Source organism: Pyrobaculum neutrophilum V24Sta (assembly GCF_000019805.1).
Lineage (GTDB): Archaea > Thermoproteota > Thermoprotei > Thermoproteales > Thermoproteaceae > Pyrobaculum > Pyrobaculum neutrophilum.
In genome coordinates this window covers 381,069-405,090 of the sequence record NC_010525.1, presented here as the reverse complement: position 1 = coordinate 405,090, position 24,022 = coordinate 381,069, and the positions used below count along the sequence as shown (strand labels likewise).

Annotated in this window: 27 protein-coding genes; 9 read left to right on the top strand and 18 right to left on the bottom strand. The window is 61.3% G+C overall.

The window, feature by feature from the left end; all coding sequences use genetic code 11:
- Positions 1-47 precede the first annotated feature (47 nt).
- Complete coding sequence (locus tag TNEU_RS02225) at positions 48-590, bottom strand: hypothetical protein (RefSeq protein WP_012349814.1); 543 nt, start codon at positions 588-590, stop codon at positions 48-50.
- 18 nt (positions 591-608) lie between these two features.
- The gene (locus tag TNEU_RS02220; protein WP_012349813.1) at positions 609-1,412 is read right to left on the bottom strand and encodes an MBL fold metallo-hydrolase; all 804 of its coding nucleotides are present in this window, start codon (positions 1,410-1,412) and stop codon (positions 609-611) included.
- A gap of 72 nt (positions 1,413-1,484) precedes the next feature.
- Between TNEU_RS02220 and TNEU_RS02215 the strand changes: the two genes are divergently transcribed.
- The 3 genes from TNEU_RS02215 (at position 1,485) to TNEU_RS10500 (ending at position 2,941) form a co-directional block, all read left to right on the top strand.
- Entirely contained in the window at positions 1,485-2,153 is a 669-nt protein-coding gene (locus TNEU_RS02215; protein ID WP_012349812.1) for a putative CRISPR-associated protein, read from the top strand.
- A 312-nt stretch (positions 2,154-2,465) separates the two neighbouring features.
- Entirely contained in the window at positions 2,466-2,717 is a 252-nt protein-coding gene (locus tag TNEU_RS10505) for a PaREP1 family protein (protein ID WP_342606873.1), read from the top strand.
- A complete protein-coding gene (locus TNEU_RS10500) occupies positions 2,705-2,941 on the top strand; it encodes a hypothetical protein (RefSeq protein ID WP_342606872.1) in 237 nt (78 codons plus the stop codon). Before TNEU_RS10505 ends, TNEU_RS10500 begins: the two co-directional genes overlap by 13 nt.
- A 283-nt stretch (positions 2,942-3,224) precedes the next feature.
- Here the strand turns inward: TNEU_RS10500 and TNEU_RS10185 are convergent, their stop codons facing one another.
- Positions 3,225-4,607, bottom strand: a complete 1,383-nt coding sequence (locus TNEU_RS10185; protein ID WP_187146729.1) for a CRISPR-associated protein — start codon at positions 4,605-4,607, stop codon at positions 3,225-3,227.
- 458 nt (positions 4,608-5,065) lie between these two features.
- On the opposite strand from TNEU_RS10185, the gene TNEU_RS02200 reads away from it, so the two are divergent.
- Positions 5,066-5,347, top strand: a complete 282-nt coding sequence (locus tag TNEU_RS02200) for an AbrB/MazE/SpoVT family DNA-binding domain-containing protein (protein WP_245521973.1) — start codon at positions 5,066-5,068, stop codon at positions 5,345-5,347.
- Complete coding sequence (locus TNEU_RS02195; protein ID WP_012349809.1) at positions 5,319-5,774, top strand: type II toxin-antitoxin system VapC family toxin; 456 nt, start codon at positions 5,319-5,321, stop codon at positions 5,772-5,774. The genes TNEU_RS02200 and TNEU_RS02195 overlap by 29 nt, the downstream gene beginning before the upstream one ends.
- A gap of 476 nt (positions 5,775-6,250) precedes the next feature.
- Here the strand turns inward: TNEU_RS02195 and TNEU_RS02190 are convergent, their stop codons facing one another.
- Positions 6,251-6,679: a DUF973 family protein gene (locus TNEU_RS02190; RefSeq protein ID WP_012349808.1), complete on the bottom strand. Its 429-nt coding sequence runs from the start codon at positions 6,677-6,679 to the stop codon at positions 6,251-6,253.
- A gap of 198 nt (positions 6,680-6,877) precedes the next feature.
- Between TNEU_RS02190 and TNEU_RS02185 the strand changes: the two genes are divergently transcribed.
- Complete coding sequence (locus TNEU_RS02185; RefSeq protein ID WP_245521972.1) at positions 6,878-8,278, top strand: RNA-guided endonuclease InsQ/TnpB family protein; 1,401 nt, start codon at positions 6,878-6,880, stop codon at positions 8,276-8,278.
- Between the two features lie 210 nt (positions 8,279-8,488).
- Here TNEU_RS02185 and TNEU_RS02180 read toward each other — a convergent pair whose 3' ends face one another.
- The 4 genes from TNEU_RS02180 to TNEU_RS02165 form a co-directional block, all read right to left on the bottom strand.
- On the bottom strand, positions 8,489-8,920 hold the full coding sequence (locus tag TNEU_RS02180; protein WP_012349806.1) for a hypothetical protein: 432 nt from the start codon (positions 8,918-8,920) through the stop codon (positions 8,489-8,491).
- Positions 8,917-9,999 carry a hypothetical protein gene (locus tag TNEU_RS02175; RefSeq protein WP_012349805.1) on the bottom strand — a complete coding sequence of 361 codons (1,083 nt, stop codon included), beginning with the start codon at positions 9,997-9,999 and terminating at the stop codon, positions 8,917-8,919. The genes TNEU_RS02180 and TNEU_RS02175 overlap by 4 nt, the downstream gene beginning before the upstream one ends.
- A 119-nt stretch (positions 10,000-10,118) precedes the next feature.
- A complete protein-coding gene (locus TNEU_RS02170) occupies positions 10,119-10,553 on the bottom strand; it encodes a hypothetical protein (RefSeq protein ID WP_012349804.1) in 435 nt (144 codons plus the stop codon).
- A gap of 81 nt (positions 10,554-10,634) precedes the next feature.
- Positions 10,635-10,823, bottom strand: a complete 189-nt coding sequence (locus tag TNEU_RS02165; RefSeq protein ID WP_012349803.1) for a hypothetical protein — start codon at positions 10,821-10,823, stop codon at positions 10,635-10,637.
- Between the two features lie 54 nt (positions 10,824-10,877).
- Here TNEU_RS02165 and TNEU_RS02160 point away from each other — a divergent pair, with 54 nt between their 5' ends.
- A complete protein-coding gene (locus tag TNEU_RS02160; protein WP_012349802.1) occupies positions 10,878-11,309 on the top strand; it encodes a MarR family transcriptional regulator in 432 nt (143 codons plus the stop codon).
- Between the two features lie 31 nt (positions 11,310-11,340).
- Here the strand turns inward: TNEU_RS02160 and TNEU_RS02155 are convergent, their stop codons facing one another.
- The 4 genes from TNEU_RS02155 to TNEU_RS02145 form a co-directional block, all read right to left on the bottom strand.
- Positions 11,341-12,420, bottom strand: coding sequence for an AAA family ATPase (locus TNEU_RS02155; RefSeq protein ID WP_012349801.1), 1,080 nt, complete (start codon positions 12,418-12,420; stop codon positions 11,341-11,343).
- A gap of 220 nt (positions 12,421-12,640) precedes the next feature.
- Entirely contained in the window at positions 12,641-12,763 is a 123-nt protein-coding gene (locus TNEU_RS10470) for a hypothetical protein (protein WP_281011709.1), read from the bottom strand.
- Positions 12,764-12,840: 77 nt separating this feature from the next.
- Positions 12,841-13,818, bottom strand: a complete 978-nt coding sequence (locus TNEU_RS02150) for a WD40 repeat domain-containing protein (RefSeq protein WP_012349800.1) — start codon at positions 13,816-13,818, stop codon at positions 12,841-12,843.
- A gap of 22 nt (positions 13,819-13,840) precedes the next feature.
- The gene (locus TNEU_RS02145; protein ID WP_012349799.1) at positions 13,841-14,518 is read right to left on the bottom strand and encodes an endonuclease III domain-containing protein; all 678 of its coding nucleotides are present in this window, start codon (positions 14,516-14,518) and stop codon (positions 13,841-13,843) included.
- 681 nt (positions 14,519-15,199) lie between these two features.
- Between TNEU_RS02145 and TNEU_RS02140 the strand changes: the two genes are divergently transcribed.
- A complete protein-coding gene (locus TNEU_RS02140; RefSeq protein WP_012349798.1) occupies positions 15,200-16,273 on the top strand; it encodes a hypothetical protein in 1,074 nt (357 codons plus the stop codon).
- On the opposite strand, the gene TNEU_RS02135 is transcribed toward TNEU_RS02140, so the two are convergent.
- Complete coding sequence (locus TNEU_RS02135; protein WP_012349797.1) at positions 16,270-17,658, bottom strand: DNA cytosine methyltransferase; 1,389 nt, start codon at positions 17,656-17,658, stop codon at positions 16,270-16,272. The two genes, TNEU_RS02140 and TNEU_RS02135, sit on opposite strands and share 4 nt — an antisense overlap.
- A gap of 453 nt (positions 17,659-18,111) precedes the next feature.
- A complete protein-coding gene (locus TNEU_RS02130) occupies positions 18,112-18,576 on the bottom strand; it encodes a hypothetical protein (protein ID WP_012349795.1) in 465 nt (154 codons plus the stop codon).
- A 58-nt stretch (positions 18,577-18,634) separates the two neighbouring features.
- Here TNEU_RS02130 and TNEU_RS02125 point away from each other — a divergent pair, with 58 nt between their 5' ends.
- Positions 18,635-19,132 carry a DUF1122 family protein gene (locus TNEU_RS02125; protein ID WP_012349794.1) on the top strand — a complete coding sequence of 166 codons (498 nt, stop codon included), beginning with the start codon at positions 18,635-18,637 and terminating at the stop codon, positions 19,130-19,132.
- Here the strand turns inward: TNEU_RS02125 and TNEU_RS02120 are convergent.
- The 4 genes from TNEU_RS02120 to TNEU_RS02105 form a co-directional block, all read right to left on the bottom strand.
- The gene (locus TNEU_RS02120; RefSeq protein WP_012349793.1) at positions 19,052-20,380 is read right to left on the bottom strand and encodes an FAD-dependent oxidoreductase; all 1,329 of its coding nucleotides are present in this window, start codon (positions 20,378-20,380) and stop codon (positions 19,052-19,054) included. The genes TNEU_RS02125 and TNEU_RS02120 overlap by 81 nt on opposite strands.
- A gap of 42 nt (positions 20,381-20,422) precedes the next feature.
- On the bottom strand, positions 20,423-20,725 hold the full coding sequence (locus TNEU_RS02115) for a 2Fe-2S iron-sulfur cluster-binding protein (protein ID WP_012349792.1): 303 nt from the start codon (positions 20,723-20,725) through the stop codon (positions 20,423-20,425).
- Entirely contained in the window at positions 20,725-22,452 is a 1,728-nt protein-coding gene (locus tag TNEU_RS02110) for a succinate dehydrogenase/fumarate reductase flavoprotein subunit (protein ID WP_012349791.1), read from the bottom strand. Before TNEU_RS02110 ends, TNEU_RS02115 begins: the two co-directional genes overlap by 1 nt.
- A gap of 74 nt (positions 22,453-22,526) precedes the next feature.
- Positions 22,527-24,020 carry a 4-hydroxyphenylacetate 3-hydroxylase family protein gene (locus TNEU_RS02105; protein WP_012349790.1) on the bottom strand — a complete coding sequence of 498 codons (1,494 nt, stop codon included), beginning with the start codon at positions 24,018-24,020 and terminating at the stop codon, positions 22,527-22,529.
- Positions 24,021-24,022: the final 2 nt, after the last annotated feature.

Here is a 24,022-nt window from a genome sequence, read left to right as displayed (position 1 = left end):
CCCAGCAATATGGACTAATAAAGTGTTGTTTCGACAGACGCCGAAGTTCAGCCGCCCGCGGGCGGGCCCCGCGGTAGCTTTTCAAGGAAGGTCAACGCCGACTGGACAGCCCTTCCGCAGTCAGTGTGGGGGAACAGTAGCTGTAGGACGCCGCCGGAGGCGGTCACCCTCCAGGCGCCCGCCTCCTCCCCCGCCTTAGCCGCCGCCTCCACCGCCCACCGGGGGCCCGACGTGTTTACGACGTAGAAGGCGCCTATCCGCCGCCCCGACCCCACCCTAGACGCGTCGAAGACCCCGAGGTCTGCGTCCGCCTTAAGCCTAACCGCCGTGTAGCCTCTCCTGCGTGCGACGAGTGATGCGGCCAGGTTGAGGGGGTTGTCCCAGGGTAGTCTGTTGATGAACACCTCCACCCGCCTCCCCCCGCACCTCAAGTCGACGTAGAGGGAGGAGGCGCCGCCTAGCCACCTAGCCGCCTCGCAGCCGCATCGGGATACCGCCCTCCTGTTTATCCACCTAGCCGCCAGCGACGCGCCGAGGTACCACCCTGCGAAGAGGAGTACCGCAAGCAGTACTAGGTCTACCTCGGACACTTGAGGCTGGGGGCCCCCCTAAATATCTATTTCCACGCCGACGCCCCCCACCCGCGCCGCGGGGCCGAGCGCCTCCGCCAGCTTGGCAACCCCCATCACGCCGGTGCAGTGGGTCCCCACCACGAGCTCCGGCCCCTTTGAGGCGAGGTACCTCGCGGCCTCCGCCACCCTATCCCCCTGGAGGCCCATGAAGTGGAGGCCCCCCACGACCCCCCTAAGCCTCTTGGCGCCCGTCACCTGAAGGCCGTACTCCACGATGTTCTCGACCCCCGAGTGGCCGCAGCCGGTTAAAGCCACCAGGCCGCCGCTGGAGATATACAGCGCCATGTCGTCCCTCACCAAGTCGGAGACGCCGCCCACGTGGGAGGGGCCCCACCTCCTGGGGATCTCCCCCGACACGTAGACCCCGGGGAGTATCTCCCGGGGCTCCTCCACCGCCACAAGCCTAGCGCCGTGTCTCTGGAGAAACGGGAGGTCAAACGGCGCGCTGATGTCCACCTCCCCCTTCGAGTCCCTCACGGCCGCCCGCTCGAAGATCAGCCGGTGGGCGTACACCGTGATGGGCCTCCTCCGCGCCTTTAGGAAAGCCAGCACCCCGCCTGTGTGGTCGCTGTGGCGGTGGCTGAGCACGAGGACATCCGGCTCGTCCGGGTCGATCCCCAGCTCCCTCATGTTGTGCAGGAGGACATCCCCCGAGAGGCCGGTGTCGTAGAGGATCTTGAGGTCGTGGAGATATGCCGCGAACCCCCACTCCCCCCTCAGCCTGTGCCTAATGGATTTGACATCCGTGAGGTAGTTATCCACGAGAATCGTCACCCGCATAGCAAAAACCCGAAAGGACTATTTAAGTGCTACCCCGGCGGCAACTATTCAAAACGCGCTCCATCTGCCGCCATGAGGCCTGTCTTCTTCGCCGTGACGGTCGGGATCTCCCTCCTGGTCAACGCCCAGAGAGACGGCGCGCGGGACATCGTGGAGTACGCCGTGCAGAACCCCAGGAGGGCCTCCGCCGAGCTCAACACCCTCCTCTCCCTAAGAGAGAGGTGGCCCGCCCTCTTCTCCAGGCCCGCGGCGGCGCTGTACGCCACAGACACAGACGATGGGAGGAGAGCCGCCGAGGCCCTCGCCCAGGCGGTCGAGCGCCTCATCCAAGTCAAGGCACAGGTCAAGGTTATACAGCAGCTGGGGAAAGACTTCGAAAAGGGCCTCCTCAACCTGGCCAAGGAGGTGGCCAGAGACGTACGAACCGCCCGCGCCGGGGGCGCCCTAGCCTACGTAGTAGCCACCGGCGGCTTCAAGCCAGAGTCCACCTACGCGGCCGCATATCTCGCCGGCGCCAACGGAGTAGCCTACATACACGAGACCTTCAGAGAGGCCGTCCTACTGCCCATGACCCCACTCGACGTCGCAGACGCAGTGAAGAAGTTCCACCGCGGCGAGATAGACGAGGGGCTCCTCGCCAGAGCCCTAGGCCTCGATGTACAGCACCTAGAGGCGATAGGCCTACTCACCCCAGACAGAGCCCTAAACCCCCTCCTAGCCGAGCTCCTCGGCGACACCTAGCGCCGGCCCCCCATTAACACGCCGCGACAGCCGCCGGCGCACTGCCCTATACACGACGTCGGCCACGCGTCTCTCTAACTCTCGCCGCGCGTCGGAGGACATACACGGTCTTCGTCATCACTCCCCGGCGACCTGTGGCGCACAGCGCCGCTGTAACGGGCGGAGCAGATGCGGTGCGGCGGGTCGCCCCCCATCGCTTGACCGGCGCCGTCTCAAGCCCGCGGTCCGGGTTGCGGGCTAGCGCCTCTAGGGACTGCTATACGCCTTCTGAGGTCCGGCGCCAGATTTATAATTTTCAACTACAGCGGCGTCGTGGGGGCTCTGCCTAAGCCTTGGCTCGACCTGGCGGGGTACAGGAGGGTGAGGCTTGAGGAGGCTAGGGCTGAGGCCGCGTTGGCTAGAAAGTTCCTTGAGCAAGGTCTATTGCGAAACGCCGCCGGTAAGGCGTTTCAGGCCTGGAAGGCTCTAGTGGCGGCGCTTGCCGCGGAGAGGAGGGAGGAGCTGGCCAGGCTCTACCCTGGCAAGGTCAAGCTGAGGGGCAGGGGGCGAGGGTGGACAGGGTAGATTGGGTTATTGCAGTTATGCCGACGACGTACCTCAAGGAGGTGGCCATGGCGATAGGGGGGAGGGTAGACGCCTTAACAGACAAGGCGCTCTGGATACACCAGTACAACGGGCCCGACCCCGAGGGGGTGCTGAGCCCCTACAGGGGCGACGAGGCGGCGAGGAGAGACATCGAAACGCTGTTGCGCGGCATCGAGGAGATCCTCTCGTCGCTGGGGTTCTAGACGTGGTCGGTCCCCCGTGCCGAGTAGGCGTGGAGATGGCTGTAAAGAGGGCTGCGCTGTCTAACATACGGCTTTTCAAGCCGCAGAGAAGCACGTAGCCGGGGCCAAGAAGAGGTGCTGGCTACTCGAGAAACAGCCGTTTCCCCTCTCGACCTCGCTTTAATCTCGTGCACTGCAGCCAGCCCCCGGGGAACGGCTAGTTGGCACCGCCGGCCCTCGACGACCCGTCCGCGGCCGCCTCTGGGAGCCTCCGCGGGGTGGCCCGGGGGGCCGCAGGGGGGGCTTAGCAGGGCGGGGCCTTCTGCTCCAGGTGTTTGAGGAGGCGCTCCACCGTTCTGCCGTCGTACACCACCTTGACTATTCTGCCTCCTCTGAGGTCTATCCGCCTTATGAAGAGGGGTGCGAGGCCTCCGCGCGTTAGAAAGTCCCTCACCAGCCTGGGGTCCGGCCCCCTCTCTGCCACCCGCCGCCTCTCCTCCTCAAGCTCCCGCCTGGCCTGGGGGAGGGCTTCGGCGAGCTCCCCCACGTACTCTCGGGGGTCCGCCGGGGGGCCCAGCCTCTCTGCTGCGTGCCACACCTCCGGCCAGATGGCGGAGTCTGGGCCGTTAACCGCCGTGAAGGTCTTCTCCAGTTGCGCCGCCTCGCGGGCGGCGTCTCTCAGCGCCTCCGCGGCCCGCGGGGCGCCCCGCCTCTCCAGCTCCCCAGCCGCCGCCGTGAGGAAGTCCACCAGGGGGGCGCCGCCGGGGAAGAGGTGGCCCAGCTCCCTCCACACTTGATAAAGCGCGGCGTCCACAGCCGCGTCGGGACGCATGTGTTGGTAGCGGACGGCGCGCCCCTCCACCACCGGCCGTGACTCCTCCAGCTTGGGAGGCCCCTCGGGAGGTCCGAAGGAAGGCTCCCACCCCTCGAAGACGGCGCCTGGATACACCAGCGGCCCCAGGCCGTTGGAGAGGAGCCAAACGAGGCGGCCGAGGCGGCTACACCTGGCCCGGCCCGGCGCAGACAGCCACCGGAGAGACGCCGCCTCCCTCACCCTCTGCACCACCGACTGTAGCTCAGACGAGTCGAGTAGCCTAAGGACAGGCGTGCCCTCCACCGGCGGCCTCGGCGCCTCCTGGAGACAGGGCTCCCCCTCCACCTCGGCCGCCTCGGCGGACACCACCACCAGCTTGTCCTCGGCCCCCCTACCCGCTGCCGCGGCCGCCGCGGCGTAGTAGACAGGCGCGGCGAGGTGGGGAGGGGCGTGGGTTAGGTCGAGGTAGATCTGGAAAACCCCCTCCGACCTCTCCCAGACGGCCTTGAAGACATCTGAGAAGACAGCCTCCGGCGTCCCCTCGAAGCGCCAGCCGTGGTGCACCCCCACGCCGGCCGCCGCCACCACCTCGGCCTGTAGCTCCACCTCCTCCGCCCACATGAGGTACTGCTCCACAGCCCTCCTCCTCAGGTCTCCGCCGCCGGGATCCACGGCGGAGTCGAAGCCCACCACCAGCGTCGCCACCTCAAGCCCCGACTTGGCGAGGTAGGTAGCCAGCACCTGCGCGGGGAGGCACCCCACCCCGGCGTGGGCCCTCCCCCGGAATGCCCTCCCCCCCACCCCCTCAGCCACAAACCTCGCCTTCCTCCACCCCGGCGGGTGCCCCCACACGGAGACGAGGAGAACCCTCACGCCGCAGTAAACGCCTCGCCTTATAACAGTAACCGCGGCCGCGGATAGAGCGGCCGAGCCCCCAGCAAGCACAACGTGCAGAACCCCACGCAGAGGCTACGGCAGAGTTTAGAGAGCCCAGAGGTACGACACCAAAACCAACGCTACGCCGGCGTAAGAAATACGGCGGCGCAACTGGGCTGCAGTCATGAAAGTTCTGCGTTTTCGACGTAGGCGGAGGGCTTAACAGCGCACATCTACGGCGGCGTCTTAGCCCAACTCAGGCCGGCACCCGGAGGAGGGGGCTACGCCGTCGCTTCTCCTGTTCGGCGACCCCGCGCCGTAGGCGCCGGCCAAGGCGTGGGCGAGGAGAAAGCCCCCGGGCGTGAGTCAGCAGTGAACAGCGGAGGGGGCCCAGGGGCAAACGGTGTAGCAAGCGGCTTCGGCTAGCCCTAATATCCACAGTTAAACTTATAAATATGAGGTTTAACTTTGTCGTGGCGAGACGCGGGGCGTCTAGGGCCGTGCTCAGGGTCTATAAGAAGGGGGTTGTGGTCCTGCCCAAGGCTCTGAGAGAGGAGGCGGGGATTAAAGAGGGCGAGGAGGTCGTGGCGGAGGTCGTCGGGGGGGCTATCGTGATAAGGCCGCTTAAGCCCAGGGTGGTGGATGTAAGCCCCGAAGAGGTGGAAGAAGCAGTTGAGGAGGAGAAGGGGGAGTGGGACAGAAGGCTAGATGCGCTTGGGAAAGAAGCTGGTACTTGACACTAGCGTACTAGTTGAGTACATCGTTGCCAGGTCCCCCTACAGGGGCCTCGTCGAAAGCATCTTCCAGAGGGCCGCAAGGGGGGAGCTAGAGCTCTACGTAAACGCCGTCACCTTAGCCGAGACGCTGTATGTCGCGTCAAGGATCTCCGACACGGCCGGCGTAGAGGACCCCAACGGAGAGGCTAGAAACTTCGCGACGTGGGTCACGAGGAGGGCCGACGTTGTAGATGTGGACATACACACGTCGATCTTCGCCGGAGAGCTCAAGAAGAGGCTAAAGATAGCGCTCCCGGACTGCCTCGTGATAGCCACCGCCAGGAGAATCGGGGGCACTGCCCTCTTCAAGAAAATCGAAAAGGAGATGCGGGACGCCGTAGACGAGATCCGTAGGTTGGGAGCGGCCTTCCTCGAAGAGCTCCGCTAGGCGTCTGCAGATATACCAATCGACGGCCCCGTCTGCTAAAGCCCCCCGCCACGACCCCCACGCCGCGCATTTGTCACAAAAAGTTGGGACACATAAGATGGAAATTTCCCAACTAGGTGGGAAACAATCCCGGCGCCCTGTGGGCCGGCGGTGCAAGCCGGCTCGGGGATATACAGCTGACTGGCAGGTAGGCCGGCGCAACCGCATTGTGATCATGGAGCGGGTTAATGCGCTGTGTCGTCCAGAGGTCCCGCGGGGAGCGCCTCACAGCAGCTCGAGTGTCTGCCCGGCGCGGGGGAGGACCGCTCCGTTTCTACATACCAATCCCCAGATGACTTACTCCCCTGCCCTAAAGGGGAGGCTTTCTGTTGCAACGCCGTCTTCCGACGGCTGTGGATGTCGAAGAGGACTTACGCCGACCGCGACCTTGTCGTGGTTAAGGTCGGGGGGAGCTGTGTGTGGTAAAAAGGGGGTTGTTAAGCTTTTGCGGTCTGGCTGCTTAGCAGATTGCCGAGGCCGACGTATGCAAGTATTAGTCCTATGAAAGAGATGAGGGGTATGGCGGTTACGATCCCCCCAGCCTTCAGAGTCCCCTCGTTGAAGTGGGCGCCTATCTTATAGAGCTGTATGCCCAGGAGCACCACGCCAACGATCGCCAGAATCACCGTCACTATCAAGATCACGCCCACCTTGCCCAAGGTGGTGCTACCGACCACGGACTCCAGCGCCGTGAAGCCCCGCCAGATCTTCACAAACCCGAGGATCGCGAGGACGAACGCGGCCACCGCGGCGATGAGTCCAAACACCGGGCCCAGAAGCCACAACACAAGCGATAAAACAACCGAGATGATGAGATACTGAATCCCGCTCCTCAGCAGTCTTAAGCCCTCCAAGCCCGCAGCCATATCTCAACATCAGTTCAATATTTAAAGTTTTACTAAAAACTCCGGCACTATTCGAGCTACAGAGGCGGTAACTAGATGAGATGCGAGGGCCACGGCCGGCGAGGGTGTGGCTCAGCCCCGTGACAACGCAAACAACAAGCCCCGCCCATCAGGGCGGGGATGGTTTTAAACCATCTATATTTTTTGGTGGCAGAGTTGGTGAAGAAAGCGGAGAAAAAGAGGGGGAGGGGCGGACGCCGCGCGGGGGGTGAACCCAAGCGTGGGATGGCCCCGGCGGGGGGACACCCCGCCCAGATGCCCTCCACGCGGACGGCCCGCCTGCGCCTCCTCCCCACGACTCCACAGGAGAGGAAGCTACACAAGCTGGCAGACGCCGCGGCCAAAGCGTGGAACGAGGTGAACTACTTAAGGAGACAACAGTTCTTCGCAAAGCAGGGCGTAGACCTAAGGGGCACGTACAGAGAGGTATACAGGAAGTACAGAGACGTCCTGAAGGTCAACGTGGGGCAGGTGCTCAACAAGAACAACGAGGCGTGGCTCAGCTTCTTCGCCCTCCTGGCCAAGCTGAACGCCGGCGAGCTCCACATGAAGAAGGTCTCGCCGCCGGGGTACTGGAAGGACAGACTCCTCGGCAAAAGGGTGAAACGCCTTATCGTCAGAAGCGACCGATACTACGTGGAGCCCATCAACGACGGCGAGGGCTACATCGTCCTTAAGGACTTCGGCATGCGCGTAAGATACGCCGGGGTGATAAAGTGGAGCGGGAAGCAGGGCAGACTGGAGATCGTATACGAGCGGGGGAGGTGGTTCGCCTACCTCACCGTGGAGGTTGGAAAGCCGGCCAAGCCTAGGCAGTACGTGAGGGGGACATACGACAGAATACAGATAAGGCAGCCCAGAGGCAACAAAAGAGCGTTCATAGACGTCGGCATAAGCAACCTCTTCGCCGTGGTAATTGAAGGTAGCGATAAGGCAATCCTAATCAAGGGGACTCCGCTGAAGGCTGAGTACTTCTGGTGGAAGAGGCAGAAGGCCCTCTACCAGAGCGTGCGGGATGTGAGGAGGAACTTGGGACTGCCGTGGGCGGAGTGGCATAGGAGATATCTGAGGGCTCTCTGGAAGATGAGGGAGAGGCTGAGGCATTATCGAAATACAGCGGTCAGAGGACTCGCCGAGATGCTGTGGGAATCGGGAGTGTCGGAGGTCTACGTCGGCTATCCAGAGGACATAGCTCACGATCAGCAGAGCGAGTACGTGGTCAGCGTATGGGGGTACAGAAGGCTTGTGCAGAGGCTGGCGGAGGTGCTGGCGGAGTACGGGATAAAGCTGTACGTTGTAGACGAACACAGCACGTCTAGGGCGTGCTCCATCTGCGGCGAAATCCATGAAAACGGTAGAGTGTATAGAGGGCTGTACGTCTGCAGGAAGTTCGGCGTTGCGCTGAACGCCGATGTAAACGCCGCGAGAAACATCGCCGCAAACCTGGGCTTCGAAACGCCGGCGCCGAGGAGGATAGAGACGTACTACCCCACGTCAAACGGATTAACCCCGAAGAGGGGCAACGGCCGAGACCCCCACAGTGCGGCCCCCGCCCTCTAGGGCGGGGAGGAGGTCATCGACTTGGGAGCTTTGGGATTCGACACCTGCGCCGGCTTAGGCCGACGCCGCCGGGGCGAGAGGGGAGACGCCGACGCCCCCTACGTGGTTGCTCATGGGTCTCCCATGTGGGCACGGGGATTTCCCGGGATCTGCATGTTCTGACTCTGCGGGAGGCGGCGAGGGGCTTAGCTACGCCGTGGCGCGGATGGCTCAACGACCTGGTGTGGAGTCTTCGCTTGCCCACGTAAGGGCGGTTGAGAGTATGAGCTCTAGGTCAAACCTGTAGAAGCGATCTTTTTTGATTATGTGGCCGAGCTCCACTGAGGCTATGGGCGCGTCGTCGTATACCTTCAGCCTCATGTGTCTCACCACCTCCTCCACATACGCGCCCAGGACGGCCCAGTACCTCTCCATGTAGTCCACGGGGAGGTTGTGGGGTAGCTCGGGCGAGGCCGGCTCGGGGACCCACTCCACCTCCGCCTCCACGCCGAGGGCGTTCAGTATGGACGCCACCACGGGCTCCAGCTCCTCCTCCAGACGCATGCGGAGCATCTTGTGGAACCTCTCCGGGTCCAGCCTAATGCCCAGTAGCTGGGAGAGGTCTCTCGGGTCAGGTGCGCCGTAGGTCACCCACGCCTTCATGGCTCCGCCAGAGAGGCGAGCTCCCTCCCGTATCTGAGGACGTATGTCCCGTCTCTCAACCTGGGGGCGTCCAGTGGGAGGGGCGTAATGGCGATGTATTCGTCGCGGAGGTCGGGGCTGTAGAAGAGGTAGAGCTGCGCCGGCTGCCCAACCATCTCTAGGTAGAGCTCCAGAGCCACGTGGGGTCTCAGCTTCGTGTGTATTAAGACGGCCTCCACGGCTGAGGGCGCCCCCCTAACCCAGACCTCCGCCGCGGCGCGGCGCCAATTCCAGCGCAACTTCAGGATCTCCCTGGCGATGAGGTCGAAGACGTTCCTCGCCGCCTCGTAGAACAGCTTCTCCCCCTTGGATATGTAGAACACCACGTCTAGGAGGCCCACCCAGGGACGGCGCTTCGGCTTCAGGCGCTTGGCCACGTCGGGGGGGTGGGTCAACATGTGGAGAGCCGCCTCGGTGATGACGATGGGGAGGTCCCCCCACGGGATGTCGGAGGCGGCGTCCCACGCCGCGTTGACCAGCGCGTTGTGGGCCTCCCTAACGGCCTCCTTGGCCGCCTTGAAGGAGAAGTTGAAGACTGAGGCGTCGAGGTTGGGGTTGACGTAGGCGAAATCCAGCAGAACCGACCTAACTAGGGAGACCCGTAACCTGCCGTAGGTGAAGCCGGGGTCGTTGCTCCTCCCCGCCTTGTACAGCTCCAGCGCCTGAACCCACCGTTTGAGGTCTCTGTTGGGCTTGGCGGCGCGGCCGGCCTCTCTAACTCTGAGGGCTACGCCGGCCGCCGACGAGGGCAAGCCCGCCTCGGCCGCCCCCCTAGGCGGGTCTAGCACAAACACGTCGTCGGGGAGGGGCTCGCCCCTCTCCACCAGCCTCCCCCCGTACCCCAGAAACGCTGAAGGTCTCCTCAATTTTGTCAAGGCCTCCTCAAGGGGGACCCGGAGGTAGTCCGGCGGGGACAGGATGCTCATGGCCAACACGTCGTCCACCCCGGCCCAAGCCGGGAGGTAGACCATAGGCCTCTCGAAGATCCTCTCGTTCCACATCTGGGTGAACTCCCTGAGATCCCTCAAAAACCTCTCCATAACAAGAGAAGGATACAAATATTTAAACGTTTCTATACCCCCCGCCGCGCTGAAACGTCCACAGACGTGTTGCGGAAAACTGACCGCGCCCCGCGCGCCGACTGTACAAAGCGCCGGCCCTAACCTCTGAGCCGCGCCACCTTATCCGCCAACTCCATGAGCTTTTCCAAGACCTCCTCCTTCTCTGCCCTCTCCCTCAGGTAGCCCCAGTCGATCTGCTCCCACTGGGCCGCGAGCACAGCCGCCGCTCTTTCGCAGTCAGCCGGCGAATTCCGCCAAACGCAGGCGGCGAGAGTTGAGACGACGGAGTCCTCAGGCGACTGGACGTAAAGCCTAGAGCCGCAGGCCCGCAGCTCTTTCACCCTACCCAAGTATTCAAAACCGACGAGGTCTAGGTAAAGAGGGCTCGGCCCCTCCCACACTCTGGACACCCTCCGCCAACCCGCCGCGTTGGCCAACGCCGTGAAAACCTCCAAAGCGGTCTGGGGGCTGTGCGTATCTAGCACAAAGTCGACGTCTCCGGTCCTATACACTCCGCCGCTGTAGAGCTCCATGGCGAAGCCGCCTACGATTACAACTCGGCCGAGGCCCCTTCTCTCAAGTTCCGCGTTTAATCCGGCGAGGCCACCGCAGAGCTACAGCTGTTCCTCGAGGACATAGGCCCCGTCTACGTACCTCGCCCGGAACCTCACATGCGGCTCCCAGCTCCTAAGCGTGAAGGCGTCTCTCGACAGCCACAGGACGTTTCTACCAGCTCTAGCCGCCATCGCCACGATCTTCTCCAGCCTCTCCTCGGCCACCTGGGGAGGGAACCTCCTCGCCACGTCCCCCTCTGCGCCCTGCCTTAAAACTTTTTATATCCCTCGACCCCTCTCCCCGTGGAGTTCAAGCCCATATACTACGCCGCTCTCGAGTCGCTGTCTCGGGGCGGCAAAACCGCGGGGGAGCTGGCCGAGGAGCTCGACCTCGAGCCCCACGACGCCGAGGCGGTGCTGGCCGCCCTCGCCGAGGCCGGCCTCGTGGAGAAGACCCAGAGGGGGCTCCTCGCCAAAAAGACGGTCTACAGCCTAACCCCCCAGGGGTGGAGGACTCTAGCCCAGTGGAGGGAGAAGGCCAGGGAGGACGTGGAAAAAGCCGCCGAGCTGAGAAGAGCGGGCAGGGAGGAGGAGGCGGAGCAGATCCTCCAGCTCTACGAACCCGCCATACCCCTCATGCTCGCCGCCGGCATCCTAAACACAGCCCTGCTCACGGCCCTCGCGCTGGAGGAGCTCGAGGCGGCGGACGGCTGGGATCAAGACGTGGCTTTCTAGGACGGCGGAAAGGCCGGGCGTCGAAGCCGCTTTACCGGCAAGAGGCGGCGGTCTTCGCCGCGTGTCTAAGCAGTGGATCTGCCGGCCTGTACACGTCGTTTTTCTCCAGCCAGCCCTCCTCCACCAGCGTTTTTAGGAGTCTGGAGAGCTCTGCGTCGTAGAGGGGGCCTTCTCTGATCTCTAGATACCTCTTTATCTCAGACCACGCGGCTCCTTCGGCCGCCGCCTGCATTATGTAGATGTACCTCCGGCTCTGCCTCAGCTGCACAAATCTGCAGAACTCGCCCCAGGCGAGACGCGCCGCCTTCTCCAGCGCCTCGGCGACGAGGGTCTCTGTAAGCCCCCCCGCCTTGACCGCCTCGAGGCCTAGATAGGCCAGCCAGCCGATGACGCCGCCTAGCTTATCGACGGCAACCTCCAGCGCCTCCTCGGCGTATCTCACGCCAGCCTCCTCTAAACCCCTTGCGAGAAACTCCCTAGCTCTATCTCTGGGGAGCGGCCCCACGTGTATTGTATATATGTAGCGGCCGTACATCGGCGACTGGGGGTCTTCCGGCCTCAGGAGGCGGTGTATAAGCCCAACCTTGGAGCCCGTGAGGAGGAAGACGACGTTGGACAAGTTGTCGTATGCCCAGGCGAGGAGAGGCGCGAAGGAGCCGCCCTTCAGCTTATGGAGCTCCTGCGCCTCGTCTATGACAAAGACGATGCGGGCCCCCTCCGACTCGGCCCACCTATCCAAGGCCTTCAGCAACTCGGCAGGCGGAGGCCTGCCCCTGCCAACGGCAAAGCTAATCTCCAGACCCGCCACAGAGACGCCGGAGATTTTAGACAGCGCCTCCAAAAGCCTCCTAGACCTCGGAAGGGCGGACCTCAAAACGCCGTAGAAGTCGTCCCAGGTGACATAGGTGCGCCACTCGAACTCCCTCACGTCTACGTAGACCCTAGGCAGATCCCACGTCGCCGCCCTCGCCAGAGACGTCTTCCCCACCCGCCTCACCCCCAGAAGCGCCACCACCCTCCTCTCCCCCAGCGCCCTCCTCAGCTCTTCCAATTCGGCCTCTCTATCAAAAAGCTCGTCGGGCCGCTCCACAGGCCCCTCCCTAAACAACATACCTCCCTAGTAACTAGGGAGGTATAAAGTTTTAGCCTAGAGCCCGCGCCTGGAGCAGACATTAGAGATTCTGCATAAAATCGGCACACTTCAGCGTCTCCTTCTACCCGTTAAAATAAGACACAGACAACATGGAGTCACCAGTGCCGCCAAGGACCTGCTCAGCTTGAAACCTCAAGCCATCCCCCAGTCCCTACCAACCCATGGATATTCACGACTCCTAACGCGTGGGGTTGGGGAGCCACAGCATGTTGCTTACTACGGCGGGCCTCATCTGTTTCATCCACGTCAGAGCGGAGCCGCAGACCAGAGCCATGTGCCGCAGGCTTACGAGCCAGCTCATGATATCCGCAACCGGCGTCTTAAACTCAGAAGTCTTTGAGGTAGCAGACGCAGGGCGTAGGATTCCAGAGCGTCTTTTCAGCTTGCGACTGTTCCGTCTAAGCTGTATACGCAGAGTCTTCCGAATCTCTCAATTCTGTAAACCACTGCCAGCGCTTTGTCCGCGCGGCTGTATGCCATATGTGCAACGCCCTCTGCGCAGTCGCACCGAGGAGCCCTAGCTACAGTGTGCCTCACAGGCCTAAGGCTATCCCCCTTCAAGGAGTAGACGGTAAATGCGGCGCCGGAGACAAGCAGAGCATCCTCAGAGATCCAGACAGCGGCGTCTGCAGATACAGCGGCTGAACCAGCTATTCTTCCATGACTGTCATACAGCCTAAGGGTTTCGCTACCGCCTACGACAAGCCATCTCCCGTCCGGGCTCCACTCAAGAAACCTCACGGTTGCAGGTATTCTCTGTATGCTCTTAGAGGCAAGGTTGACATAAATAAGCTCGCCGCTCCTGGTGCCTACGGCCGCCAAGTTAGCATCCGCTGGGCTAAAGCGCAGAAGAGGCACCCCAGTGCCGCCGGAGGACGCCGACGTCTCTACCCTCCACGCCCACAGCGCTCGGAACACCTCCTCTGATCCACCTGAACCACCTGGCTTAGCCTCAACAAAAAGAACCTTATCATCATATGAAACCCCTCCAATTACGCCACCTGAAGACCACGAAACAGAAGCGGCGTCAAAAACGGTTCCAAGCTTGTGTTGCCACATAAACCTGGAGAGATCGACAGTTTTCTGGCGAGCCCCGCTCTCCGCGTCCAGAATCTCTAGCTCGCCTCCTTCACGGAGCACTCCCAAGCGGCGACCATCAGGCGAAAAGGCGGCATCTACCACAGAATAAAACTCCTGCCTCCACAGCGCTATGCCCTGCTCGCTGTAAGCCGCAACCATATAGTTATCGCGCCGGTCCAGGCTTTCGCAGATGAGAGCCAGAAGGCCACCCCTCGGGCTCCAGCGAGCCAGCGCCCTTCCGCAGACAGGTGCCCTCCACTTAACAGCAAGCCTCATACAGCCCACTTACTGAAAACTTTTAAGCATTGCGATTCCCTCCCCTGTATCTGCACACGTCCTTAAGCGGACATGCGCCGCACCGTGGATTCTTAGGTCTGCAGACCTTCCGCCCGAGGTCTACCACGCCGAGCCAGAAGCACCTTGCAAGCCGTAGCTCGACTGGCGTCAACATCTGGGCCGCCCTCCACAGCGCTGGATCTGTGTGAGGCCTTCTCCTATCCGACTTAAGGCCCAGAGCCCTTTCGAGAACCCTAATTGCATTGCGGTCAAGGAGGGGGGCAGGCACGCCGCATCCCAACAGCAGAACCTCACTTGCGATGTACGGCCCAACCCCGGGCAGGCCCTCTAGATCTTCACGTCTGCACGGCACCTCACACCGATATCTGCTACAGAGGAGCTCAGCCAGCTCCAGCAACAACCTCGCCCTGACCCTCTCGAGGCCAAGCGGCTTGAGATCCTCCTCCAGCCGCTCCCTGTCAGCTCCGGCGAGCGCGGAAGGCGAGCTGTACCTCTGCACGAGGCGGGGCCAGACTTTAAGAACCTGAGCCACCGTGGTTTTCCTTAAAAGCACTGCAGCCAGCAGAACATGCCACGGCGAACCCGACACGCGCCACGGCAGACTGCGGTCGCAACTCTCGACGCACCACTCAGCTACAGCCTTGACAGCTACAGCCCAAGCTTCTCTGCCAGCCTCCATGCCAGCGCTTTAGACACCGTCAAGCCCTCATGAACCGGCGGAAGAACACACGCATAGCGCGGAGCCCTCACGCAGATATGGCAACCATCAGCACATCTGCGGATACGACTAGTCCTGTAGATTTCACCGCCACATGTGCACACTAAATCAGCGCGGCCAGACTTGACTTCTGCCTCTTCTTCGCATATACATCCAACCCCTTCAAGCCGCTCTCTCAATCTTCTTACCGTTTCAGAATGACGCTGAGGATCTGGCTCCTTTTTTGGATGAAAATAACCGCATCTGCCTCCACCAGCTATCTGCGCCATTGATCTGGCGCCCACAGCATTAAATCGTAAAATCTAGTATTTATAGATTTCCTACTGAATTTTCTTTTTCTAAGAGAATATTAACGGAGGATCTCTATCGATCTTTGCAACTTGATAGGGTAGCGGCTTGTTAAATCTTTAACATTGAGCACAGGATCAGAGAAAGTGAAGCGGTGTTGAAGAAACCGCGGCTATCGCTTTGGGAGGTGCGGATATGTGCCAGACCTTGAAGGTATGCCAAAGCATTAAAGCGCTCTTGTATATACAGGAGTGTATAGCGAAGATAACCCTACAACAATTAGTGCCTAGTATTTGCCATTTTAGTTGCGGTATCTGTCAATCGATGTTTTTATATTAATGAAGTATTAGAACCGTGTCTAGCAGAGGTACAGGGAGAACGAGAGCCTCTGTAAATGACTGCATAGCGTCTGTAGAGGAGGGGGTTGGAAGGGGGCTTCTTCCCAAAGAATTTCTCGGCTGTGAGGATCGCAGGGGTGTACGCCATGTGGAGGTTCTGTGCGAAGGGGCTGTAAAGGGGGGCGATATAGAATCCCTCGGTGGTGTTCAGGAATGGATCCAATGGCTTGCATGGAGCAGTATTGTGCTGGATGAGAAAGATTATCTTGAAGCCGCGTTGCACGCGCTGAGGATTGCGCCGCGCCTATCTGCAACTGACTACGGCACAGCAAGACAGAGGGATCTGGCGCAACAGTGGACAGACGTCATTAGAGGACTTCTTGGAGAGATTGCGTTCGTTCGATGGTTGCGGGAGAGATTCGGCATCTACGCCGAGCTGGACTACGGGCTGGGTAGCATCTCTAACTATCTTCCTTCCGATATTAAGCTGGTTAATGGAAGAAGACCAAACCTTAACGTCAGCATCAAGACTACTAAGTTGCGCGGAATATGGCTGGATGTGCCCTATGCCCAGATAGAGCACAGTGATATTTTTGTGCTGGTTAGGGTGGGGGTGACCAGATGGCACTTCTTAGCTTTTCTCAAAAAAATAAGCGTAATCAGGGACAAGATATTTGAGATGTCTACTAGACTTGGCATAGCAGATGGCGGACTTTTAGAGGAGCTTTGGTCAGAGATGCCGGAGTTTGAGAACATACCGGCTTACGTTGCTGGCTTCTTTGACAAGAGGGTCTATGGCGATAGGCTGAAAAGCCGTGAAGAAATAGTGCTGGCCGATGGAGTGCAGAAGAAGAAGAGGTTTATTGTAAACAGATTCGTTGGTTTTTGGAACCCGAGCACAAGGGAGCTTCCAAAGTATAGGGGAAAGCTTCTTCAGATGTTGAGGGAGAGATATCCAGATCTCCCGGAGAATGTAAAAATCGAGTTTGAGGGTATCGGCGACTTCACTCGCACGCTTCACTTCATAGTAAGTAGCGGTGCTTTGAAGCGTGGGAGGGGGGAGTGGGAGAGACTTGTAGAGGAGCTTTAAAGCATGTCGAGCACTTCGGCTAGGGCTTGTGCTATCTTTTTCCCGGCTAAGGGCGGCACGGCCTCGCCAATCTGTGCCCTAATTTCGCTCCTTTTGCCGTAGAAGAGGAAAGTATCGGGGAAGGTCTGAAGTCTCGCCCGCTCTCTGAGCGTCAAGGTGGCGCGGTTGCGCCGGTAGTGGTAGCCGTGGGTGCCTCCCCCACCGTAGGCCACTATCGTGTATGAAGGCTTTAGTGGGTGGAGCCTCCTGTAGACTAGGCTGATGCCTCTGCCCTCCACTTCCCACTTTGTGCCTCGCACGAATTCGTGGTTTTCTCCAGGCGGTATCATCCTCATCCTTTCAATGACGCGCGGATCCTCGCTCGGCTCTTCGGTGGTTCCGTCCTGGAGCTTAAGGCTCGACACCGGCACGCCGTAGTATCCAAGCTCTGTGAGCACCCTCTTGTGTTGCTCCATGGCTTCGTCGAAGTCGGACGCGTCTCTTATCCCGCTGACGGTCAGATAGTCCTTCACTATATCAAAGGTAAGCCTGTCCCACTCCCTTTCCTTCCATTCGTAAGCCCGCGGTGTGCCTACCTCCTTCCACACGCCTTCCCACTCCCTCATTACTTCTCTGTAGACATCGCCGAGATTCTCAAGCGTAGATCCTTCAAAGGCTTCGATCGCTGTCAGCGGGTACTTAAAGAAGAGAAGCCCTCCGCCGTGCACAGCTCTGCTAAACTTCGCTCTTATGTCCCAGACGTCTCTGTTCTTTACGATATCCCTCCTGAGTCCTGCGATAATCAGCCTTTCTCGCCTCTGTGGAACGCCCAGCTTTGCAAAATCTACAACGTCAGCGAAGACTATCTCGTAGCCCTCTGGCTTGACGCCGGTTCCGTCCGCGCCGGCTACCTTTCTAACTTCTTCCCAGCGGAGCTTCAAGTTTGAAAAATCGTCGAGGATGACCTTGTAGGCAAGACCACCGTTGGTGCTGATGAGACCTGGAACATTTTCAAATACAAAGGCCTTAGGCCTGAGCGTAGCCAGCGCCCTCACGAAGTGAGCGTAGAGCCTTCCCCTCCTAACCTCAATCCCCCTCCTATCCCAGGATGGCCCCCTCACTATAGAAAAGTCCTGACAGGGCGGCCCTCCAACAATGACATCCACATCGCCAAGGGGGGCGAAGTCCACTTCAGCCACATCGCACACCAGGGCTACACCTGGCCGCGCTTCTGTCCGCCGAGATGAGCACAGCTCCAGCTTCAAATCGAGGTTTTTTGCGTAGGTTGTGAGCGCAGATGAGAGTACGTCATTCGCAAACAACATCCTGTACCTGCCTGACTGGACAAAGCCTAGGTCTAGACCACCTGCCCCAGAAAACAGCGACACTACCGTATACGTCTTCATGGCACCGCACGAAAGGCCGCATTTTCTTCAGGAAGACGCATGGCGATCAAGCTTGAAATCACGTACCTAGTTCTCTCCACGACCTATAAATCTACTTTTTAAAGCAACTTAAGAATATCTCCGCATCTGTCTCTTAAATACGGTTCCTCACTATGATCAGATCTGTCCGCCAGAGCTATTAGATGCAGATTGCTAACGGAAAGCAATACTAAGGAGAGCCGACAGCCGGCTACTTCCAACATGCAAGGTCAAGATCGAGCCTCATACTAAAAGCTGAGCCCGTGTTGGAACTAGGTGGGCCCGTTGTCCTAGGGCCCAACGTTACAACCGAAAGCCTCGCCCTTTGGGGGGGGGGGTTAAAACCGGTATCTATTTTTTTCATAGCAGAGCTGGGGAAGGCACAGGTGGACGTGGTGAACGGCAAGTTGCCGGTTGCGGGGAGAGTGGTAAACGTCAACGCGAGGCCGAAGAAGCCCAGGATCGCGGGATACGCCGAGCTGTGAGATCAGCCAGCGCCCCGGCGTCGGCCCCGTAGGGGAGGCAGGAGAGGAGGTGGGGCCCCGCGAGCTCCACGGCCCTCGCCAGCCACCTGTCGGGCCTCGCGCGCAGTCTCCGGCAGTAGTGGGCCTCCTCTATCTGCCAGCCTCTCACGCGGCATAGGACGAGGGGGACCGCGCCGAGGGCCCCGTCGTCTTCTATCCAGGCGCATCTGGCGGCGTGGGCCCCCAGCGGCGTGGCGCGGCCCGCCCCATCTATCACGCCTAGGAGTCTGAGGTCCGCAGCCGCCTCCGGGGGGATCCGGGGCAGTAGGCGGAGGGCGGCTCCGTATATTGGGAAGGCGCCCTCGCCGAGCTTCCTCAGCAGAGGCGGCTCGCGGCGGGGGAGTAACGCCCCCGTGATCGCCCTGAGGATGTCCACGCATATCCACCGCCTTTAAGCCAACTGTAGAGTTTTTATTTGAGGTTCGGGGTGGGCCGTGTTGCGCGACCTCTTCAACGACGGGGCCTTCTCCTTCCGGGTGTGGAGGGGGCGCTTCGCCGAGGAGGTAAACGCCGTTGTGATGAGGGGCGGCGAGGTGGTGGCCTACGCCAAGATCTTCTTCGGGAGGCCGCCCTACTACGGGCCCTGGGCGGAGCTCTTCAACCTGCGGGTCTTGGGGACGCCGGTGGAGGCGGAGCTGTACCGCCTATTTGCCAGGTACATGGAGGCTGGGGACCTGCTTTACGTCGAGTACCTGGACGATAGGGAGACCGCCCGCCAGCTGGCGGCCGGCGTACCCCCGGCCGAGACCAGGATGGGGCGGCACCTGGAGAGCTGCGGCTTCAGGGTGGTGAGGGATTGGTACCACCCCGAGGGGTGGCTGGAGGGCACCCCCAAGCTCCAGGCCGTTAGGCTACCTAAGCCTCTCCCTGAGGTAGAGCCTTGCGATTATGGTGAAGGGATGCCAGGGCGAGGCGGTGAAGGGCATGTATGAGTACTCGGCCTTGAACATATCCTCCACGGGCCTCCCCAGGAACTGGGTGGCCAGGTCCACCAGGCCGCCCACCGAGGGGGTCCGGCCCACGATCTGCATCCCCACCAGCCTGCCCTCCCTATCCACCACCGCCTTTAGGGTTACGTCTACGGCGCCCTTCATATACCTCGCTTTGTCCGTCGCGGAGATGGAGATGGAGTTGCCGTAGATGCCCCTCCTCCTCGCCTCCTCCTCGGTGAGCCCGGTGGATCCAATGTACATGTCGAGGAACTTGGTCACCGAGGCGCCGGCCACCGGCGGGAAGGAGATGGCCCTCCTCCCCAGACCGGCGTTTGTCCCAGCGACGCACCCCATCTTGTTGGCGTAGATGGCCAGCGGTATCCACACGGGCTCCCCCGTCACCGCATGCCTCGCCTCGGCCACGTCGCCTGCGGCATAGACGGCGGGCGCCGCCGTCTCCATGTACTCGTTCACCTCCACAGCCCCCGTCTGGCCCAGCCTCGCGCCGGCCTTCAGGGCGAGGTCGACGTTGGGCCTCACCCCCGTGGCGAGGAACACAACGTCGGCGGGGTAGCGGCCCCCGTCGGTCTCCACATACCTAGCCCTGCCCCCCTCACCCCCGATTCTCACAAGCCTCTCCCCCAGCCTCAGCTCCACCCTCTCCCCCATGTACCGAGCCACCACCGCGGACATGTCCGGGTCAAGCGACTTGGCCAGAGGCCTGGGGCTCCCGTCTATGAGCACCACCCTTTTGCCCATCTGGGCCAAGACGTCGGCCATCTCCACCCCGATGTAGCCCGCCCCAACCACCGCCACGTCTCTAGCCCCCTGGAGGAGCCTCTTCGCCTTATCCACCACCTCCACCCCCCTCACCGGCAGAACCCCCTCCAGCTCCACCCCCTCCACCTTGGGCACCGCCGGCCTAGCCCCCACGGCCACCACCAAGACGTCGAATCTGAGGGAGCCCCCCAGCTTCCCCTCCAGAAACACCTTGTCCCCCGCCACGTCCACGGCCCGGGTCTCCGTATACACCTCCACCCCCCTCTCGCTCTCGAACTCCTCCTCGCTGTATAGCCAGATCTCCCCCTGGGCGAAGCCCCCGATGGCGTAGGGGATGGCGCAGGGGGCGTGGGTTATGTACCTAGAGGCCTCCACCAGCACCACCCTGCACTGGGGGCACAGCCTCTTGGCCCTGGAAGCGGCAGTCGCCCCGGCAGTGCCGCCCCCCACCACTACCACTGTCTTCATGCTCAACCTGTGTAAACTTCTATATCAACCTTTTCAACATGATTATTCAGTAACTAAATCCTTAATTACCTTCTTCCCCCGTAGAGGCTCCACGAAGATCTCGTCTGTTTTCAAGTCGGAGATCTTTACGGCGCATGCGAGCCTCGGCACGCCGTTTATGACCATGGTGCAGGCGCCGCAGACGCCCATCCTGCAGGCGTACCTCATGGAGAGGCTACCGTCCAGCGTCTCCCTAATCGAGAGGAGGAGGTCCAGCACCGTGGTGCTCTCCGGCGCCTCCACTTCGTAGGTCTGGTAGTACTGCGCCCCCTCTCTACCCCTCTTAACGTGTACCTTCACCCTCATCAGTACCTCCTAGCCTCGGGCATCCACCTGGTGACCTCCACCTTCGCCGTTGAGACGTGCATAGCGCCGCCGTAGAGGTAGTACACCGTGTGGACAAGCCACCCGTCGTCCCGCCTCGGGAAATCCAGCCGGTAGTGCGCCCCCCTTGACTCCTGCCTCAGCAGGGCGCCCGTCAAAACGGCCTGGGCTGCGTAGAGCATCCCCTCCAGCTCAAGCGCCTCCCTCAGCTCCATGTTGTAAACCCTCCCCCCGTCCGTAATCCTCATCTCCTCCAGCGCGTTGAAGAGCCGGTTGAGCTTCTGCATGGCCTCAGACGCCGCGCTGCCGTGTCTAACTATGCCGGCCCCCCTCTCCATGATGTCCTGAAGCTTCTTCCTCAGGCTGGGGGGGCTCTCGCCGCCGCGCTCGTTCTTAGACAGCCTCGCGATGTGCTCCTCCTCCTTCTGCATCTCCAGCCTCACGGCGGTGGCCCCCGGGGCGGGTCTCTCAGCCGCGTAGGCCGCGGCCTCCTCCCCCGCGATCCTCCCCCAGACGGCGCACTCAGACAGGGAGTTGGAGCCCAGCCTGTTGGCCCCGTGTACGCCGGTGGAGGCGGCTTCCCCAGCCGCCCAGAGCCCCCGGATCCACTCACCCCTGTGGTTCAGCACCCTCCCCCGGACGTCCGTATATATGCCCCCCATGAAGTAGTGGACGGCCGGCCTCACGGGGATCAGCTCCGTGGTTGGGTCAACCCCGGCGTAGGTCTTGGAGAGCTCCAGGAGGAGGGGTAGCCTCTCCTCCAGCCTCTTCCTGTCTATGTGCCTAACGTCGAGGCCCACGTAGCAGAGGCCCGAGTCGTGGAGGAACCCCCTGCCCTCCATACACTCGGTGATTATCGCCCTAGACACCACGTCCCTCGGCGCCAGCTCCATCTTCTCGGGGGCGTACCTCTTCATGAACCTCTCGCCGTGTCTATTGACGAGGTAGCCCCCCTCGGCCCTGGCGGCCTCGCTGATCAGTATGCCGCTTGGGACCAGCGCCGTTGGGTGCCACTGGACGAACTCCATATCCCTCAGCGCCGCGCCCGCCTTAAGCGCGTAGCCCAGAACCTCGCCCGTGTTTAGCCACCCCATGGTGGTCATACGGTAGAGCCTCCCCGCGCCCCCCGCCGCGATGACCCCAGCCTTGGCCACGAACCCCACCAGCTCCCCCCTCCTCATGTCCAGCGCCACCAGGCCGTAGAAGACGTCGTTTTTCACCACCAGCCTCGTGACGATGTGCTCCTCGTAGAAGTGGATGTTGTGGAAGGACCGGGCGTGTCTATACAGCGCGCTCATTATGTAGAACCCCGTCTTGTCCTTGGCAAACACAGTCCTAGGCTTAGACATACCGCCGAACATCCTCAAGCTGTAGCTGCCGTCGGGGTCTCTGCTCCAGGGAACCCCGATGGAGTCCAGGAACTTAACCTCGGCGGGGGCCTCCCTCGCCAGAACCATAGCCGCCTCCTGATCCACCAGGAAGTCCCCGCCCTTCACTGTGTCGTAGGCGTGGAGCTCCGGGCTGTCGCCGGTCTTCTCCGGGTGCACCACCGCGGCCATCCCCCCCTCGGCGGAGATGCTGTGGGACCGGGGGCCCGAGGTCTTGGTGACAACGGCCACCGAGGCCCCCCGGGCGGCGGCGGCCACCGCGGCCCTCAAGCCGGCAAGGCCGCTGCCCACCACCACCACGTCATATGTAAGTAAATCCATACGCCGATTTGCTCTAGGGTTTAAAAACAATTTTTGTAATTACTGAAGAAGAAAAACATGTTAATTTTCTATAATTACTTTTCCACGTCAGACTTCTTGTGCGGCTCGGGCGTCCCCGGCGGCTCGGGGCCCCTCATCCTCGCCAGCCTCTTCGCTACAGCCTCAGCGCCCTGGAAGTCGTACAGCCTAGAGAAGACTATCTTCTGCGCCGCGGGGGACCCCGCGCCGTGTACCGACTCTATGAGGAAGCCCACGCTGACGCTTACGTTCTCCAGCAACCTGAGCATCCTCAGCCTATCCTCAGCCGTGAACTCCGGCACGCCCTGGAGGTACTTCTCCACCAGCTGCCTAATTTCGGAGTTTTTGAGGTCGAACTCGCTGGGGGCCGTCCCGATTATGCCCCCGGCTATGTCGTGAGAGAGGCGGGAGATCTCGTAGGGGAACCTAGACACCAAGTGCTTCGTGACGTTGGCGTACATCGGGTTCACCCACCAGCCCCCGTCCTTCAGTAGCTTCTTCCCCTCCCAGCTGGCGGCGAGGCCGGCGCTGTACATGCTCTCGTTTAGAAACACCATCTCTGTCAGCTTATCCACGATGTTGGGCTTGTCGGCCACGCCGATCTGCTTCGCCAGGTTGTAGGCCGCCCCTATGATCACGTCGCCCAGCCCCGACTTACATCCGGCGTAGCCCTGGCGGTGGAAGGCGGAGAAGACCTCCACCAGCGGGCCCGCCCACTGCCACTCCTGGTAGAGGAAGACCCTGTCCCAGGGCACGAACACGTCCTCGAATATTATGAGGCCCTCGTGGTGGGACATATACGGCAACCCGTCGATGTCGCCCTCGGCCTTCCTCACGTCGTTTATCTGCCTACCCACCACGACCGTGACGCCGGGGCTGTCCAGCGGCACGGCGAAGGCCACGGCGTAGGGGGCGTCCTTCTCAGTCATAGCCCTGGTGGGCATCACGATCACCTCGTCGACTAGGGCTACGCCGGTGATGTTGGCCTTCGCCCCTCTGACGATTATGCCGTCGTCTCTCTCCTCCACCACTCTGACGTAGGCGTCTGGGTTGGGTTGCTCGTGGGGTCTTAGAGACCTCACGCCTCTTGCGTCCGTCATCGCCCCAGCCAGCGCGAGATCCCTCCTCTGGACCTCCTCTAGGTACTTGAGGAAGCGCTCTCTATACACCGGCTTGCCCTTCTCGGCGAGCTTGCCCGTTATGATGTACATGGTGTTTAAGCCGTCCCACCCCACGCACCTCTGGAAGCACGAGCCGGTCTTGTGGCTGAGGGCTCTGAGCAGCTTGACTTTGGCCACGAGGTCCTGAGGGCCTTGGTGTATGTGTACAAACCTGTTTATCTCCTCGTTTATGAAGGGGCTGTAGGCCCTGGCCAGGTCGCGGGTGTCCTCCTGGAAAGCGGCGTCGAAGGTGGCCTTGAAGGAGAGGAGGGAGGGCTTCATGAACAGGTTGGTGGTTACGTCCTCAACCCTCTTCCCCATCACGTAAACCTTGACGTGTTTTCTGTTGCGGAGGCCTTCAACGTACTGATCTCCCGTCCGTAGCCCCATGA

Bases quoted from the DNA above. Each gene is read 5' to 3' on its own strand.
- TNEU_RS02220 (WP_012349813.1), bottom strand. From the start codon at position 1,412: ATGCGGGTGACGATTCTCGTGGATAACTACCTCACGGATGTCAAATCC.
- TNEU_RS02215 (WP_012349812.1), top strand. From the start codon at position 1,485: ATGAGGCCTGTCTTCTTCGCCGTGACGGTCGGGATCTCCCTCCTGGTC.
- TNEU_RS02200 (WP_245521973.1), top strand. From the start codon at position 5,066: ATGAGGTTTAACTTTGTCGTGGCGAGACGCGGGGCGTCTAGGGCCGTG.
- TNEU_RS02195 (WP_012349809.1), top strand. From the start codon at position 5,319: ATGCGCTTGGGAAAGAAGCTGGTACTTGACACTAGCGTACTAGTTGAG.
- TNEU_RS02190 (WP_012349808.1), bottom strand. From the start codon at position 6,679: ATGGCTGCGGGCTTGGAGGGCTTAAGACTGCTGAGGAGCGGGATTCAG.
- TNEU_RS02180 (WP_012349806.1), bottom strand. From the start codon at position 8,920: ATGAAGGCGTGGGTGACCTACGGCGCACCTGACCCGAGAGACCTCTCC.
- TNEU_RS02175 (WP_012349805.1), bottom strand. From the start codon at position 9,999: ATGGAGAGGTTTTTGAGGGATCTCAGGGAGTTCACCCAGATGTGGAAC.
- TNEU_RS02170 (WP_012349804.1), bottom strand. From the start codon at position 10,553: ATGGAGCTCTACAGCGGCGGAGTGTATAGGACCGGAGACGTCGACTTT.
- TNEU_RS02155 (WP_012349801.1), bottom strand. From the start codon at position 12,420: ATGTTGTTTAGGGAGGGGCCTGTGGAGCGGCCCGACGAGCTTTTTGAT.
- TNEU_RS10470 (WP_281011709.1), bottom strand. From the start codon at position 12,763: ATGAGCTGGCTCGTAAGCCTGCGGCACATGGCTCTGGTCTGCGGCTCC.
- TNEU_RS02150 (WP_012349800.1), bottom strand. From the start codon at position 13,818: ATGAGGCTTGCTGTTAAGTGGAGGGCACCTGTCTGCGGAAGGGCGCTG.
- TNEU_RS02145 (WP_012349799.1), bottom strand. From the start codon at position 14,518: ATGGAGGCTGGCAGAGAAGCTTGGGCTGTAGCTGTCAAGGCTGTAGCT.
- TNEU_RS02135 (WP_012349797.1), bottom strand. From the start codon at position 17,658: ATGAAGACGTATACGGTAGTGTCGCTGTTTTCTGGGGCAGGTGGTCTA.
- TNEU_RS02120 (WP_012349793.1), bottom strand. From the start codon at position 20,380: ATGAAGACAGTGGTAGTGGTGGGGGGCGGCACTGCCGGGGCGACTGCC.
- TNEU_RS02115 (WP_012349792.1), bottom strand. From the start codon at position 20,725: ATGAGGGTGAAGGTACACGTTAAGAGGGGTAGAGAGGGGGCGCAGTAC.
- TNEU_RS02110 (WP_012349791.1), bottom strand. From the start codon at position 22,452: ATGGATTTACTTACATATGACGTGGTGGTGGTGGGCAGCGGCCTTGCC.
- TNEU_RS02105 (WP_012349790.1), bottom strand. From the start codon at position 24,020: ATGGGGCTACGGACGGGAGATCAGTACGTTGAAGGCCTCCGCAACAGA.